The organism is Hymenobacter glacieicola, from assembly GCF_014640315.1.
Classification (GTDB): Bacteria; Bacteroidota; Bacteroidia; order Cytophagales; family Hymenobacteraceae; genus Hymenobacter; species Hymenobacter glacieicola.
The window spans coordinates 381,179-396,581 of record NZ_BMGS01000003.1 but is presented as its reverse complement, the minus strand read 5'-3'; the positions used below and the strand labels follow the sequence as shown (position 1 = coordinate 396,581).

Genomic DNA, 15,403 nt, shown 5'->3' with positions numbered 1-15,403 from the left:
GAAAAAGCCCGAATCCACTGGATTCGGGCTTTTGAATAAGCGGGCAGCGCCAGGATTACTTGGCGTCCTCCTTATCCTTCTTGGCTTTGCGCTTTTCCTTTTTGCCGTCGGCGTCTTTGGTCTTGATTTTCATCTTCTCATTTTCAGCCGGAGGCGTTACGCTTACGGCCGGAGCCGCCGGAGTAGCAGCGGCAGGAGCCGCCACGCGGTTGCCCTCCGCATCTAGTTCCACTACCTCATAGCCCAGCTCCGAGAGGCCGGGGAAGGACTTGGACCGGTCGCCTACCACCACGATGTACATGTTGTCGGCGGGCAGGTACTTCTGGGCAATGCCCTGCACATCTTCCTTCTTCAGGTTTTTAAGAATAGTGCTTTGCTGCTGCACGTAGTCTTTCGACAGGTCGTACTCGAGCAGACGCGAGAGGAAGGCGGCTTTCTGCTGGCCGGTTTCGTAGCGCAGGGCGTCGTTCTGGCCCACGGAAGCCTGCAGGAACTGCAGCTCCTCGTCGGTGATGCCGTTGCGGTAGTTCTGGATTTCCTTCATGAACTCCTTTACCGAAGCCGCCGTAGCATCGGCGCGCACGCCGGCGCTGGCCGTGTACGGACCTACGTAGCGCGTGCCCTGGAAGCCTGAGCGGGCGCCGTAGGTGTAGCCCTTGTCCTCGCGCAGGTTCAGGTTGATGCGCGAGTTAAAGGCCCCACCCAGGATGTAGTTGGAGAGGTAGGCGCGGTAATAGTCGCCGGTAGCATCATAAGTGAGCGGGGTCAGGTAGCCCACCCGGATTTCCGACTGCGCCGCCCCTTCCTTGTTCACAAAGTAGATGCGGGTCTTGTCGGGCTGGGTAGACTGGGCGCTGGCCGGCAGGCGCACGTCCTTTTTCTGCCAGGTTTTCAGGAAGGCCGTCTGGCCCGTAAGGGTAGCCTGGTCCACGTCGCCCACGGCCACGAGGTAGCTCACGTTGGGGGCGTAGTTCTGCTGGTAGAACTGCTTTACGTCGTCGAGCGTGAGGCTGGTAACGGTGGCCGTGGTGCCGCTGGTGGGCACGCTCATGATGTTGGCGGGGCCGTACACCAGCCGGTCGAAGGTTTTGTTGGCAATAACTACCGGCTGGGTGCTCTGGTTGGCAATGCCCTCCAGGGTCTGCTTTTTGAGGCGGGCAAAGTCAGCGGCATCAAAGCGCGGACGGAGCAGGCGCTCTTCCAGCAGCTTCATGGTAGCGGGCAGGTTCTTGGTCAGGCTCTGCACGTAGATAGTCGTGTTGTCTTCCCCGGCCGACACGCGGATGCTGCTGCCCAACTTGTCCAGCTCAGAGCTAAACTGCTCCGAGGTGTACTTCTGGGTGCCTTCGTTTAGCATGGCGGCCGTCAGGGCCGAAATACCGGCTTTGTTGGGGTCGGTTTGCTCCAGGCGGTGGCCGCCGCGGATGGTCAGCAGCATGGTCACCGTCGGAATTTCGGTGTTGCGCGTGCCCATCAGGCGCAGGCCGTTATCCAAGGAGGCCTGCCACACTTGCGGTACCTGCACCACGGGGTTGGTGCCGGCCTTGGGCTGCTTGCTCCGGTCGAAGGTGTCGGTCGGCTTCACGTAGGTCAGGCCGTTGTAGCCGTAGTCGGGCGCCTGATAGCCTTCTTTCGATACCGTGTAGTTGTCGGGCTTGGCCGGGGCGCCGCCGGTTTTGGGCAGCACGCTCAGGATAACGGCTTTCTTGCCCTTGATGTACTGGTTGTACACGCGGTTCACCTCGGCGGGCGTCACGGCACGTAGGCGCTTGAGCTCCTCGGGCAGGCGGTTGGGGTTACCGAAGTAGGTTTGGTTGGCGGCCAGCTGGCTTACCTTGCCGCTTACGCTGGCCAGGCTGTTGACTACCTGTGCTTCGGTGCTGGCCTTGAAGCGGGCTACCTGCTCGGCGGTGGCACCCGTGCGCTCAAACTCGGCCAGGGTGCGGCGCACCTGGTTTTCGAGGCTGTCGAGGCCTTTGCCGGGGAAGGGCAGCGTCACCATCGTAAACTCGCCGGAAAGCTCCGAGGAGTTGTTGTAGGCCTGGGCCTGCAGGGCCTGCTGGGGCTTGATCAGGTTTTTGTAGAGCAGGGAGTTCTTGCCCTGCCCAATGATTTCCGCCAGAGCCGTGAGGGCGTACTCATCGGGGTGGCCGTTGGGCACCGTTGGGAACACCATCTGTAGCATCGGGAAGCGCACGTTGTCGGTGTAGCTTACGTAGCGGTCCTGGGTCAGCTTGGGGGCGGGCAGCTTCTGAGCCGCTACGGCCGGGCCCTTGCTGATGGGGCCGAAGTACTTCTCGGCCAGGCGCACCACGTCCTGGGGCTTCACGTCGCCGCCCACGGTGAGGGTCGCGTTGTTGGGGCCGTACCAGCGCAGGAAGAAGTTCTTCAGGTCGTCGACGTTGGAGCGGTCCAGGTCTTCAAGGTAGCCGATGGTCATCCAGGAATACGGGTGACCATAAGGGTAGAGCGTGCGGGACACGTTTTCCGAGGCCAGGCCGTAGGGGCGGTTGTCGTAGTTCTGGCCCCGCTCGTTTTTCACCGTGGAGCGCTGGTTTTCGAACTTCGGCTGGGTCACGGCATCCAGCAGGAAGCCCATGCGGTCGGCTTCGAGCCACAGGGCCGTTTCCAGCTGGTTGCTCGGTACGGTTTCGTAGTAGTTGGTCCGGTCGCGGTTGGTGGAGCCGTTGAGGGTACCACCGGCGGCCGTTACCGTTTTGAAGTGCTGCTCGTCGGCTACGTGGTCGGAGCCCTGGAACATCATGTGCTCAAAGAAGTGGGCAAAGCCCGACTTGCCGATCTGCTCCCGGGCCGAGCCCACGTGGTAGGTCACGTCCACGTGCACCAGCGGGTCAGAGTGGTCCTCGGTCACGATAACCGTCAGGCCGTTGGGCAACACGTACTTCTCGTAGGGAATTACTACCTCGGAGCCCTTGCGGGTTACTTTCTCCACGAGACGGGCGCCGCCAGCGGTGGCTGCCGGAGCTTTGGTAACGGTAGCGGGCTTGGTGGCAGGCTTCTGCTGCGCCTGAGCCGACTGGAACGCCAGCGAGGCCCCCAGGCCAAGCAGCAACAACTGGTTGCGAGTCATTAAGAAGGAAAAAGGAGTGAGATGAATGCGAACCGTAAGTTACGCGCCGAAAGACAATTTCAGTGCGGGCAGGATGCACGAAAAAATCAGGTGCTGCTTGAGCTGCCTTATTATCGAAACCACTTCATTTTCCAACTTTTCGGGCCAGTCAACCAGGTAAAGGCTGCGCCAGGGCCGGTTGTGGCGCTACTGCTGCACCGTTTTCAGGCCTGATACCAAGGGTACGCTGAGCACCAACGGACGACTAGTGAACGGGTAGCAGCGCTAAAAGACTACCGGTAAAGCCACTCAACGTACGCCCGGCCTCGGTTGGGTTGCCGGCAAACCCAGTGAAGGCGCTGACCACGTGGTGCGGGCGGGTCAATGGGGCAGAACGGTATACGTTCGCCTATAAAATTGGCGGCGTAAAGTACCGGTTTGCACCGGCGGTAGTACCTTCGTTTCTCTTCCCCTCACTATGCTGCCGACCGAAACCGATTACCTCCGCCTGTCTTACCGCGCGGACTTGCACCTGCTGATTATGCGCTGGACGCGGGCCGCTACCTCCGTTGAACACCGAGCAGGATATCAGGCCGCGCTGGGGCTGGCGCAGGAGCATCAGGCCGGCCACTGGCTAATTGACCTACGCAGCCGGGGGCTGGCGGAACTGGCAGATTTGCAGTGGGTTCTGGAAGATTTCCGGGCCGAAATGCGCAGTACCCTGCCCGCTACCACGCGGCGGCTGGCCTACCTGACTACCCCTTTCCACGCCGATATTCTGCGGCCGCGCCTTACGGAGCTGGCCCGGGGGGGCGAGGCCAATGCCCAGGTGCAGGTGTTCACGGAGGAGATGCCGGCCCAGCAGTGGCTGCAGTCCGGTCAGTAGCCCCTACCCTTCGGCCCAGCGGTAGCGCCGTTCCTTCCACTGAATGCCCGACGGCCACCAGGTATACACCAGCACCGCCAGCGACATAACCAGCAGGTACACATCGTAGAGCAGCAGCACGGCCAAGTTTTCGCGGTGCCCGGCCTGGCGCAGCGTAACGGCCAGGAAAAGCGTCTGGCACGCAACTTTGCCCGCGTACAGCGCCCCCACAGCGCCCAGCGGCAGAAGGCCCGGCCACCCCAGTACCGTATAGAACAGGCTATAGGAGCTAAACAGCAGGGTGAGCTGCCAGGGTAAGCGCACGGCGCCCTTCATCCAGCGTTTGCGCTGGTGCAGCAGGCAGTGCAAAGTGGGCTGGGCCACCGAAATACCCAAGGCGCTGGGCGTTATAATGTTGCGGTAGCCCCAGCCCTGGGCCACTACCTTTTCAAACAGCTGCAGGTCTTCGGTGATGCTAAAAGCCAGCGCCTCGTACCCCCCAATCGACTCGTAGGCGGCCCGGGTCACGAGCATGTTGTTGCCCACGGCCGTAATGGGGAGCCCCATGTCCGTCAGCACCCGAATCAAGCTCAGCCCAAACAGCCAGTCGAGGCCCTGCAAGCGGCCAAAAAGGTTGCCCTCGGCGGTGGTAATACCCGTAACGATGCCCACGCCGGCCGGCGCGGCAGCCAGCATGGTCAGGACCCAATCGGGGTGCAGGGCCATGTCGGCGTCGGTGAACAGGAGGTAGTCGGTGGTGGCGGCGCGGCAGAGGTGAGCCAGGGCGTTGCTTTTGCCCCGGGCCAGACCCAGGCGGTGCCGAACGGAAAGGAGCCGGAACTGGGGCTTGTCGGCAATGAATGCCTCCACAATGGCGGCCGTATTGTCCGTCGAAGCATCGTCGCCGATAAGAATTTCCAGCTGCTCGGCCGGGTAGTTCAGCTTGGTTAGGGCCGTAAGGCAGCGGATGATGGTGGCTTCTTCGTTGCGGGCCGCAATAAGAATGCTTACGCGCGGACGGTCGGCAGGGGGCACCAGCCTGCGGCGCGGCCACGCCAGGAATGCCAGTAGCAATAAGTAAATCCCGAAAAACAGGCCGAAAAATATTACTGGAAACACCATACGCAGCGAAAAGGACAATGCAAGCCACGGTGTTTACAAAGAGGAGAGCAGAAACGTGGCGCGACTAAGAAGTACGACAAGAGGCTGGGTGGCCGTTGCCGGTTTAATGCGGATTTTTGCACGGCACCTATTGCGTACAAATACGGAGGCTCCGGCAGGAAAATCGAAAGCCGTTAAACGGCAGCAGCATCTGCTTGTAGGGGCAGAGGCTGCTAGTAAGAAACGAGCAAGGTAAGGTTACACCCGCGGGTCGGTTTCTACTGGTGCATCGTAGGCGGGCGAAGCAGCTCGTAAGTCAGCGGCGTCGGCCGCCGGCAGGCGTACTTCGTCGGAGTCGTGCACAATCAGCGTCAGCAGCCCCGCAATAATCATTGAAACGCCCCCTACGATAAGCGTATACACTGATTCTCCGCCAAAAATATTCTTGGTGAAGAAGCCCAAAATGAGCCCCGCTACTACCTGTGGAATAACAATGAAGAAGTTGAACACGCCCATGTAGTAGCCCATTTTGTTGGCGGGTAGGGCCCCGGCCAGCATGGCGTACGGCACGCTCAAAATGGAAGCCCAGGCAAAACCAACGCCCACCATAGACAACAGCAGCATGGTGGGGTCCTGAATAAAGTAGATGGAAATCAGGCCCAAACCGCCCGCCACAAGGCACAGCAAGTGGGTAACCCGGCGGCTGGTAGCGCGGGCAATAACGGGGAGCAGCAGGGCCGCCACCGCCGATATGCCGTTGTATACTGCAAAGCAAACTCCTACCCAGTCAGCGCCTTCGTTGTAGACCTTCGAGGTGGCATCAGTGGTGTGGTAAATGTGGCTGGTAACGGCCGGCGTGGTGTAAATCCACATCGAGAACAGCGCCAGCCAGGAAAAGAACTGCACAATAGCCAGTTGGGCCATTGTTTTGGGCATGTGGAAGATGCCGGCAAACGACTCCCGAAAGCCGTTTGCAATGCCTGCCGTGCGGCGCTTTTCCGCTTCAAACTCGGCCAGGTCAGCCGGGGGGTACTCCTTGGTGGTAAGCACCGTCCAGAGCACCGCCGAGAAAAAGGCTACCCCCCCAATGTAAAAGGAGTATTTCACGGAAGGCGGGATTTGGCCGGCGGGAGCCGTGTTGGCAATGCCAAACCAGTTGGTGAACATCCAGGGTAGCGACGAGGCTACTACGGCTCCTACCCCAATGAAAAATGTTTGCGCCGCAAAGCCCGTCGTACGCTGGTCGCCAGGCAGCAAGTCGCCCACCAGGGCCCGGAAGGGCTCCATGCTGATGTTGATGCTGGAGTCCATAATCCAGAGCATGCCCACTGCCATCCACAGCGCCGACACGTTGGGCATCACAAACAGGGCCAGGGAAGCTAGAATAGCCCCGATCAGAAAGAACGGCCGCCGCCGGCCCCAGCGCGGGCTCCAGGTGCGGTCCGACATGTAGCCGATGATGGGCTGAACCAGCATACCCGTCAGGGGGGCGGCCAGCCAGTACAAGGCTATTTCGGTGCCGCCCAGCGTTTCAAAAATGCGGCTGACGTTGGCGTTCTGGAGGGCAAAGCCAAACTGGATGCCCAGAAAGCCGAAGCTCATGTTCCAGATTTGCCAGAAGCTCAGGCGGGGTTTTTCGTGGGTGCCGGTGGGAGCGGCCGCTACGCTGGTAGCCATATGGTGGGAGGTTAGGAGAAGGAGTAAGGGCTTAGAAATCAGAAGTTAAGGCCTAGAATGTCCGGAATATTTCTAAGCCCTACAAGCTACGTTCTGAGTTCTATTTTTTGGGCTTGATTTCGAAGATGTAGGCGCTTTGCGGGGCCAGGGTCAGGTTGAGCGTTTCCACGGGCGGGGCCTGGTTGAGCAGCTCGGTGTAGGTGTAGAACTGCGAGGCATCGAGGCCCATTAGCTGCAGGGCTTCCTTGGGCAGGCGGATGGTGGGCCGGTAGATTTTGTCGGGGCTGAAGTTGGCCACGATGAGCAGGCGCTGCTTGTCAGTGAAGCGCAGGTAGGTGTAGAGCTGGCGCTGGTTGTACTGGGCATCCAGGTTGTTGGCCTCCTGCAACTCGTAGAAGCGGCCCCGGCGGATAGCCTCGCTCTGGCTACTAAGCGTTAGTAGGCGGACGTAAAAATCCTGCAGCTGCTTTTGCTCGGTGCTGAGCTTGCCCCCGTCGAACTTGCCGCCGTTCATCCATTTCTGATGCTCCGGTACGCCCCAGTAGTCGAAGATGGTGGTGCGGCCATCCTCGCCCGAGAAGCCTTCCGAGCCGTGAGCTGGCTCGCCCACATCCTGCCCGAAGTAAAGCATTACGGGGCCCGTAGCCAGGGTAGCCGACACCGTCATGGCCGGAATGGCGGCGCGGGGGTTGCCGGCAAAATCCTTGGAGGCAATGCGCTGTTCGTCGTGGTTTTCCAGAAAGCGCAGCATGTGGCCCGAGAAGCCGCGGCTTTCCTCGCGCCACACGTTGGTAATGTCGTCGGTGGTGCCCTCGCCGCGCATCAAGCGGCGCAGCCCGTCGTAGAGGCCCACCTTGTCATAGAGGTAGTCAAAGTGGCCCTGCTCGATGTACATCCGGTAGGTTTTGGCATCGTAGGCTTCCCCGATGAAAATCAGGTTGGGATTCACCTTTTTCAGCTCCGGAATAACCCAGGCCCAAAACTCCACGGGTACCATCTCGGCCATGTCGCAACGGAAGCCATCCACGTTCTTCCTGGTCCAGAAGATAAGGATGTCGCGCATTTTCAGCCAGGTATCGGGGGTCGGCGTGAAGTGCTTGGCGCGGCCGTTCTGGTAATCGACGCCGTAGTTGAGCTTGATGGTTTCAAACCAGTCGTCCACCTTAGGCGCCTCCGAAAATACGTCGTTGCCGGTGGCCTTGGCGGGCACTTCCTGAAACTTCTTGTCCTCGCGCGGACCGGTTAGCGGGCCCAAGGGGTTGTAGCCAGCCGGCACCACAAACGACTTGCCGGGCAGGTAGTAAAAGTTGTTGTTGGGTAAAAAGGCCTTCGTCTTCTCGTCCTTCTCGCCCAAATCAACCACGCCCTTGGGCCGGGCATCCGACTTGTAGGTGCGGGCTACGTGGTTGGGAATGAAGTCGATAATGACTTTGAGGTTGTTGTCGTGGGTGCGCTTGACCAGGGCCTCGAACTCCTGCATGCGGTTCTTCACGTTCACGGCCAGGTCGGGGTCCACGTCGTAGTAGTCCTTGATGGCGTAGGGCGAGCCGGCGCGGCCTTTCACTACGTCGGCGTCGTCGAGGGCAATGCCGTGCTTGGTGTAGTCGGTCATGGTGGCGTGCTCCAGCACGCCGGTAAACCACACGTGCGAGGCCCCCATCTTCCGGATGGCCTGCAGGGCCGTGTTGTTGATGTCGTTGAACTTGCCCACCCCGTTTTCCTGGAGCGTACCGTAGGGCTTGTTCACGGTGGTTTTGTTGCCGAACAGGCGCGTCATCAACTGGTAAATCACCAGCTTATGGTCCTGGGGCTGCTCATCAGTGGTATTGGGGTCCGAAGAAGGAAGAAGGTCAGCCACGGGCACAGGGGTAGGCGCAGTCGAGAAAGAAGGCGAAAGAAGAGCCAGCCCTACGGAAAGGGCCGCTACGGGAAGTAGCAGTAGTTTCATACAAAGCAAGGTAGGAAATGGTGAACTAGTGAGATGGTGAACTGGTGAGTTTGCTGTTCTACCTGTGCAAACCGCGCAGATAGGCTGGCGGAACAGCAAACTCACTAGTTCACCATCTCACCAGCTTACCATTCCTGGGTTACGGGGTGCAGCATCAACTCATCGACCACCACGTGGGCTGGCGCCTCCAGCACGTAGCGCACGGCCTGAGCCACATCGGAGGGCTTGAGGTGGGTTTTCTCGGCTTCCACGCCGCCGGGCTTCGACTCATTAAAGTACGTGTCGACGAGGCCGGGATAAATGGTGCTGACTTTCACGCCGTGGGGCCGTACTTCCTTACGTAGGGAGCCGAGTAGGGCATCCTGGGCGTATTTGCTGGCCCCGTATACGGTGCCGTGCTCAAAGGTGCGCCGGGCTACATCGGAGGCAATGGCTACCACGTGGCCGTGGCCCTGGGCTTTGAAGTGGGGCACCACGGCCTTGCACATCAGGAAGGTGCCTTTCACGTTTACATCAAAGATTCGGTCCCATTCCGCCGACTCGAAATTTTCCAGCAGGTTAAACGAGCCCACGCCAGCATTGCAGACCAGAATATCGAGGCGGCCGAAGCGGCTCAGCGTCTCGGTTACAATGTGGTCGGCGTCGGCCTCGTCGGCTACGTCGGCCGGAATGGCCAGGCCCTGGGTTTTGGCGTTAAGCTCCTCCAGCTCGTCGGCGCTGCGGGCCACGGCCACCACTTTCGCGCCCTGCAAGGCCAGCAGCAGCGCAATGGCGCGGCCAATACCCCGACTGGCACCGGTTACTATGGCTACTTGATTGGTTAGGTCGGTCATAGTATGAGTCAAGTTTAAGCTGAAAATAGTACCAGGTAGTACTGCATAAGTAGCGAGGGGCCCCGGTGGTTCCCGGGGCCCCTCCCGAATCCTACTTTTTCAGCTCCACTACCCACGCCGTGCGGGCCGGAATTTTGAAGCTGGCGAGGCTGCTTAGGGTAGCGCCCGTGGTAATTTCGGTGCCGGAGCTAAAGCCGTTGGTGCGTTCGGCAAACCGGGCGCCATCCACCGTCTTCTCGTCTTTGCTGCCGTTGAGCATCACCATCACGGCCTGGCCCTGGTCGTTGTAGCGGAAGTAGGTGTACACGCCGTCCTGCGGAATGAACTGCATGAGCTTGCCGGTGGCCACTACCGGGTGCGTTTTGCGGTAGTTGGCCAGCGTGCTCAGGTAGGTGAACGCCTCACCGGCCTGGCCCGTGCGGCCGGCGGCCGTGAAGTAGTTTTTCTGGTCGCCGGCAAAGCCGCCGGGGAAGTCCTCGCGCACCAGCCCGTCGGGGTTCGAGAAGTTCTTCATCAGCACCTCGGTGCCGTAGTAGAGCTGCGGAATGCCGCGGGTCGTCAGCAGCCAGGCCACGCCCATTTTGTACTTGGCAAAGTCCTCCCCTATCACGGAGTAGAAGCGGCTCATGTCGTGGTTGTCGAGGAAGGTTACGTTGCGGGTGGCATCCTCGTACATCCAGTCGCCCTGTAAGGCTTCGTACAGGCGGTTCATGTTGCCATTGTCGCCCCGCAGCGCGTCGTGAATGGCTCCCTGCGACTGAAAGTCAAACACCGACTCCAGGTTGGACTTAAACCCGTCCACGGGCTGGAAGATGTTGCGGGCGAAGAAGGCCTGCTGGGCCGTGCTACCCACCCAGGCCTCGCCAAACTTGAACAGGTTGGGAAACTCGTCATTCAGAGCCTGGCCCCACTGCATCAGAAACTTAGGGTCGGAGTAGGGGTAGGTGTCGATGCGGTAGGCATCAAGACCGGTGTACTCCACCCACCACAGGAAGTTCTGAATCAGGTAGGTAGCCACCAGCGGGTTGCTCTGGTTTACGTCGGGCATGGTCGTGTCAAACCAGCCGCGGTTGTAGAGGCTGCGGTCCAGCTCCGAGCCATACGGGTCGTTGAGGGCTGAGGAGTTGTAGTTGCTGCGCGTGAACTTGGGCCACTGGTTAAACCAGTCCTTGGCGGGCTGATCCAGGAACAGGTAGTTTTTGCTACCCATGTGGTTGAGCACCACGTCGTGCACCACTTTCAGCCCGTTCTGGTGGGCGCGGTCCACAAACTGCTTGTACTCCTCCAGGGTGCCGTAGCGGCGGTCCGTGTTGTAGTAGTCGGTGAGGGCGTAGCCGTGGTAGCTGGCCTTGGGCATGTCGTTTTCCGTCACCGGCGTCATCCAGATAGCCGTGGCGCCCAGACTCTTGAGGTAGTCGAAGTGGTTTTCGATGCCCTTCAGGTCGCCGCCGTGGCGGGCGTACATCGAGTCGCGGGCAACTTTGGGGGCGCGCATCCCCTTGATGTAGTCGTTCTTCGGGTCGCCGTTCGAGAAGCGGTCCGGCATCAGGAAGTAAATGAAGTCCTGCTGCGTCAGGCCCTGCACTTTCTGTTGGTTGCCGGGGGTAGTGCGCTGGCGCAGCTCGTAGCTGTAAGTCTGTTTTTTATCACCCTTGAACTCCAGCTGTAGCTTGCCGGGCTTGGCCGCGGGGCTGATGGTGAGGTTAAGCAGCAGGTAGTTCGGGCTTTCCAGCTTCTGCACCCCATCCAGGGTTACGCCCTCGTAGGCCTTAAGGGTGGCGGCGCTGCTGGCAATGCCGGGGCCGTGCACTAGCAGCTGCAGCTTAGGGTTTTTCATGCCTACCCACCAGAAGGTCGGGTCGATGCGCTGAATGCCGGCGGCCTTGGCGGCTGGGGCGGGGGTAGCAACGGGGGCGGCGGGCGCGCTGGCCAGGGCCGGCGCGGTGGTGGCTAGCAAGGTGCCAGCTAGCAGGGGCAGAAATCGGGCAGAAATCATACGCGAGTGGGAACAGGAAACGGAACAGGCAAGGTACGCACCACCAAGCCCAGACGCTACTGCTGAAGTTCCCCGAAATGGTGACGTATTGACTGATTTGCGGTGCCGTATTGATGGATTTAGGTTGAGCCCAGGTTTCAGGGTAGCAATAGGGTTGTACATGCCTGACTCCGATGAAAGCAAGAAGCCAAAAAAGCCCCACCGTTGGCAACTGCCAGCAGCGGGGCTTTTCAGGTAACAGGCGCTTAGCAATCAGTAAGCACCCGCGGGCAGTTTACTGCAGCTTGGCCAGCCACAGCGAGGCGTTCAGGTGCAGGCGGGCGTGGCTTACGTTCTCATTCCAGCCGTCGTAGACGGTGTTGCCGGGCGAACCGGTACCGTCATCGGCCGGCGAGGAGTCGCCGATGATGACCACGCGGCCCGTGCCAAAGGTGCTGCTGGCGGCCATGGCCAAGCTGTTGCCTTGAGTAGCCGAGGTGCGCCACACCAAGCCCTGCACTGTGCTGTTGGCCGTGGGCGAGAGGGTCATGGTAGCGCCGTTGTGGAAGGACAGCTGCGACACCCGACCCTGGGAGCCGTTCATGATGGGGTTGGTCGTGGAGGCCAGCGTGTTGGTGCTGTTTTCCACGATGTTATCCAGGTTCACGCTGAAACCAAAGGGGTTGGCTTTCACGGAGTTGTTCTGCATCAGGTCGTTCCAGATGTCGGGCGAGTCCCAGCCGTCGTTGTTGCGGTCTGAAATGTCGTGGTCCGAAATCATGAACAAGCCGCCGCCGTTCTGCACGAACTGCAGAATAGCCGTTTTCTCAGCCGCCGTGAATACGATGTTGGGCTCATCTACCACGAACACGCTGTAGTTGCTCAAATCCTGGGGGTTACTGGCGTTGCCGTAGCTAATGGCCGTGCCCGTAGGCAGCTGCTCTACCGAGTGGCCCAGCTTCACCAGGGCCACGCCCCAGGCCGAAACGGCACCCGTCCAGTAGGTTTCGGCGGTGGTGCTGGTGATACCGCTCTGGGCCGGCGAAGGGTAGCGCGGAGTCAGGCCGCCGTCCACATCCAATACCCAGTCGGCGTTGCCCGCCAACTCTCCGTGCGAGGCATCGAACAGAAACTTCTTGGCGCCAGTGGTGGGCGGCGGAGTGGTAGTGCCGGAGCCGTACTGCTCCATCGTCACGTTATCAATGTTGATGCGGTTGGTACCGCCTGAGGTCTTGCGGATTTGCAGCCGGATGTTGCCGCTCAGGTTTACCGTGAACGAGGCGGTGCTAAGCGTTGAGCTGCTGGTGGTAACGGTGCTACCGACTTTGGTATAGGAGGAGCCGCTGTTCTGGCTTACCCACAGCTCCCACTGCGAGCTGGCGTCGGTGCCGTACACGGCGTGCTGCACGGTTACTACCCCCGCGCCGGTGGTAGCGTTAAAGTTCATCGTGAGGGAGCCCACGTTGCGGATACGCACTGATTGCGCGCCTGTTTTGGGGTCGGCGGTGGTATTACCCAGCAGGGCGTCATTCAGGGTCCAGGAGCCGGAACCCAGGGTCACGGAGCCAGTGGTGTAAGCGGTTTTCGTGCCGGTTTCGAAGCCTTCGGGGAAGCCCGCGCTACTTACATCGGCGCTGATGCTGGTGGTGGAAAGTGGAGCCGGCAGGTTTTCCTGCTGGGCGCAGGACAGAACAGAAAGGCTCAGCAGGGAGGCTGCCAGCCAGCGCAGGGGGTAGCGCATAAAAGAGGTGTGGGTTGTGAAAGATGGAAAGGAACTGATGTCCGAGCCACAAAGCTACCGCGACGGTAACCCACAGCTCGGCTGTCTAATATTATGTAATTGTTACAAAAGCAGCAGAAACAGAAAGCCTTACGCCAAAATTGTATTCAGTCTGTCAAGCAATAGCCGATCGGTTAGATTTAGAGTAACCCTATCCTGGCAGTGCAAGGCCAATGATGCTTTTTTGCTTATTACTAATGGCTGATTTGCATTTTGCCCCTATAGCCTCCATCCGGACCGTAGAGTCCACACTTTTCCGCTTTTTTTGGGTGCGAATTCGTACGCTTACTCGCACGGGCGGACCTACCGCCCGTTCTCTCATTCAGCCCCTCTTGCTTTATGGCATTTGACTTTCAGATGTACACCCCGGCCCCCGAGTTCAGCACGCCGGCCGCGTATTTTTCCATGGAATTTGCGCTCGACCAGGCGCTCAAAACCTACTCCGGTGGCCTGGGCTTCCTGGCTGGCTCCCACATGCGCTCCGTGTATGAGCTCAAGCAAAACCTGGTGGGTATCAGCATACTATGGTCGTTTGGTTACTACGACCAGGGCCGCAACGAAGACCAGAGCATGCGCGCCGACTTCCGCCTCAAGCACTACAGCTTCCTGCAGGATACCGGCCTAGTGTTCCCCATCGAGATTCACAACGCGCAGGTGCTGGTAAAGGCCCTGTACCTGGCCCCCGACACGTTCGGGACGGCCCCCATGTTCTTCCTGACCACCGACATTCCGGAGAACGACTACCTCTCGCGCACCATCTCCCACCACCTCTACGACGCCGACACGGCCGCCCGCGTGGCCCAGAGCATTCTGCTGGGCGTCGGCGGCGGCAAGCTGCTCGATCTGCTGGGTCGCCAGACGGAGGTGTACCACCTCAACGAAGGCCACGGCCTACCCCTGGCCTTCTACCTCTACGACAAGCACGGCCGCAGCCAGGACGAGGTGCGCAAGCGCCTGGTTTTCACGACCCACACCCCTGAGCTGGCCGGCAACGAGGAGCACCCCGTAAAGCTGCTGCACAAGATGTCGTTCTTCGGCAATGTGCCCCTGGAGGAAGTGTATCGCCTTGGGCTGGTGGAAAATGAGAGTCTGAACTATACGCTCACGGCCCTGCGTTTCGCGCGCATTTCCAACGGCGTTTCCAAGGTGCACGGCGAGGTAGCCAACGACATGTGGGGAGGCTATCAGGGCATCAGTCCTATCATTGCCATCACCAACTCCCAGAACGGCACCTACTGGCGCGACCAGGCCCTGCACGCCGCCCTCGAAGCCGGTGACGACCAGGCCCTGAAAGCCCGGAAGCGGGAGCTGAAAAAGCAACTGTTCGACATCGTGGCCGACCAAACCGGGACCCTGCTTGACCCCGAGGTGCTGACCGTGGTATGGGCCCGGCGCTTTGCCGGCTACAAGCGCGCCGACCTGATTCTGCGTCACTTTGAGCGGTTCCTGGACATCGTAAACAGCCAGGACCGGCCAGTGCAGGTTATTTGGGCGGGCAAACCCTACCCCAAGGACTTCGGCGCAATCGGCTTGTTTAACGACATCATCGCCAAAACCAAAAACCTGAAAACCTGCGCCGTGCTCACGGGCTACGAGCTAGGGTTGTCGGCGGCCCTGAAAAAGGGTTCCGATATCTGGCTGAACACCCCCCGCTACCCCCGCGAGGCCTCCGGTACCTCGGGCATGACGGCCGCCATGAACGCCTCGGCCTCCCTGAGCATTGCCGACGGCTGGATTCCGGAGTTCGTGCGCCACGGCGAAAACGGCTTCCTCATCGAGCACACCGACATCAGCCAGCCCGACCACGTGAAGGACGACATCGAGGCGACCAACGTGCTGGACGTGCTGGAAAACGAAATCATCCCGCTTTACTACAGTCAGCCGGAGAAATTCCTGGAAGTGGTAAAAACCGGTATGCGCGAGGTAGAGCCCGAGTTCGAGTCGCACCGCATGGCCACCGAATACTACGAGCGGATGTATAAGGTGAAGTAGTGATTTGGTGAGTTAGTGATGAAGTGAGGTGTTGTCTTGGCGAGGCGGAGCCGAAACCATCCTTCGTCTTATTTGCCAGAGGCCTGATAACCAGACAAGCCCTTCCTTCCAGCACGGAGGGAAGGGCTTGTCCCGTTCCAGGGAGGTAGCACATTAGCCAGG

Annotated in this window: 9 protein-coding genes; 2 read left to right on the top strand and 7 right to left on the bottom strand. The window is 60.0% G+C overall.

Annotated features, from left to right (window positions below):
• Positions 1-55: 55 nt before the first annotated feature.
• On the bottom strand, positions 56-3,091 hold the full coding sequence (locus IEW18_RS07580; protein ID WP_188557229.1) for a M16 family metallopeptidase: 3,036 nt from the start codon (positions 3,089-3,091) through the stop codon (positions 56-58).
• 457 nt (positions 3,092-3,548) lie between these two features.
• Between IEW18_RS07580 and IEW18_RS07575 the strand changes: the two genes are divergently transcribed.
• Positions 3,549-3,956, top strand: a complete 408-nt coding sequence (locus IEW18_RS07575; RefSeq protein WP_188557228.1) for a hypothetical protein — start codon at positions 3,549-3,551, stop codon at positions 3,954-3,956.
• 3 nt (positions 3,957-3,959) lie between these two features.
• On the opposite strand, the gene IEW18_RS07570 is transcribed toward IEW18_RS07575, so the two are convergent.
• The 6 genes from IEW18_RS07570 to IEW18_RS07545 all read right to left on the bottom strand — a co-directional run bounded on the left by IEW18_RS07570 (position 3,960) and on the right by IEW18_RS07545 (position 13,210).
• The gene (locus IEW18_RS07570) at positions 3,960-5,057 is read right to left on the bottom strand and encodes a glycosyltransferase (protein ID WP_188557227.1); all 1,098 of its coding nucleotides are present in this window, start codon (positions 5,055-5,057) and stop codon (positions 3,960-3,962) included.
• A gap of 237 nt (positions 5,058-5,294) precedes the next feature.
• Positions 5,295-6,713 (bottom strand): MFS transporter, encoded by a 1,419-nt coding sequence (locus IEW18_RS07565; protein ID WP_229728633.1) that lies wholly within the window; start codon positions 6,711-6,713, stop codon positions 5,295-5,297.
• Between the two features lie 100 nt (positions 6,714-6,813).
• The gene (locus IEW18_RS07560) at positions 6,814-8,661 is read right to left on the bottom strand and encodes an alpha-amylase family glycosyl hydrolase (protein WP_188557226.1); all 1,848 of its coding nucleotides are present in this window, start codon (positions 8,659-8,661) and stop codon (positions 6,814-6,816) included.
• A 125-nt stretch (positions 8,662-8,786) separates the two neighbouring features.
• Positions 8,787-9,494 (bottom strand): SDR family oxidoreductase, encoded by a 708-nt coding sequence (locus tag IEW18_RS07555; RefSeq protein WP_188557225.1) that lies wholly within the window; start codon positions 9,492-9,494, stop codon positions 8,787-8,789.
• 91 nt (positions 9,495-9,585) lie between these two features.
• Positions 9,586-11,490, bottom strand: coding sequence for a glycoside hydrolase family 13 protein (locus IEW18_RS07550; protein ID WP_188557224.1), 1,905 nt, complete (start codon positions 11,488-11,490; stop codon positions 9,586-9,588).
• A gap of 274 nt (positions 11,491-11,764) precedes the next feature.
• Positions 11,765-13,210 carry a hydrolase gene (locus IEW18_RS07545; protein ID WP_188557223.1) on the bottom strand — a complete coding sequence of 482 codons (1,446 nt, stop codon included), beginning with the start codon at positions 13,208-13,210 and terminating at the stop codon, positions 11,765-11,767.
• Between the two features lie 378 nt (positions 13,211-13,588).
• On the opposite strand from IEW18_RS07545, the gene glgP reads away from it, so the two are divergent.
• Positions 13,589-15,241 carry an alpha-glucan family phosphorylase gene (glgP, locus tag IEW18_RS07540; RefSeq protein ID WP_188557222.1) on the top strand — a complete coding sequence of 551 codons (1,653 nt, stop codon included), beginning with the start codon at positions 13,589-13,591 and terminating at the stop codon, positions 15,239-15,241.
• Positions 15,242-15,403: the final 162 nt, after the last annotated feature.

Excerpts from the sequence above, each read along its gene's own strand:
- IEW18_RS07560 (WP_188557226.1), bottom strand. The coding sequence starts at position 8,661 with ATGAAACTACTGCTACTTCCCGTAGCGGCCCTTTCCGTAGGGCTGGCT.
- IEW18_RS07575 (WP_188557228.1), top strand. The coding sequence starts at position 3,549 with ATGCTGCCGACCGAAACCGATTACCTCCGCCTGTCTTACCGCGCGGAC.
- IEW18_RS07565 (WP_229728633.1), bottom strand. The coding sequence starts at position 6,713 with ATGGCTACCAGCGTAGCGGCCGCTCCCACCGGCACCCACGAAAAACCC.
- glgP (WP_188557222.1), top strand. The coding sequence starts at position 13,589 with ATGGCATTTGACTTTCAGATGTACACCCCGGCCCCCGAGTTCAGCACG.
- IEW18_RS07545 (WP_188557223.1), bottom strand. The coding sequence starts at position 13,210 with ATGCGCTACCCCCTGCGCTGGCTGGCAGCCTCCCTGCTGAGCCTTTCT.
- IEW18_RS07550 (WP_188557224.1), bottom strand. The coding sequence starts at position 11,490 with ATGATTTCTGCCCGATTTCTGCCCCTGCTAGCTGGCACCTTGCTAGCC.
- IEW18_RS07580 (WP_188557229.1), bottom strand. The coding sequence starts at position 3,091 with ATGACTCGCAACCAGTTGTTGCTGCTTGGCCTGGGGGCCTCGCTGGCG.
- IEW18_RS07570 (WP_188557227.1), bottom strand. The coding sequence starts at position 5,057 with ATGGTGTTTCCAGTAATATTTTTCGGCCTGTTTTTCGGGATTTACTTA.
- IEW18_RS07555 (WP_188557225.1), bottom strand. The coding sequence starts at position 9,494 with ATGACCGACCTAACCAATCAAGTAGCCATAGTAACCGGTGCCAGTCGG.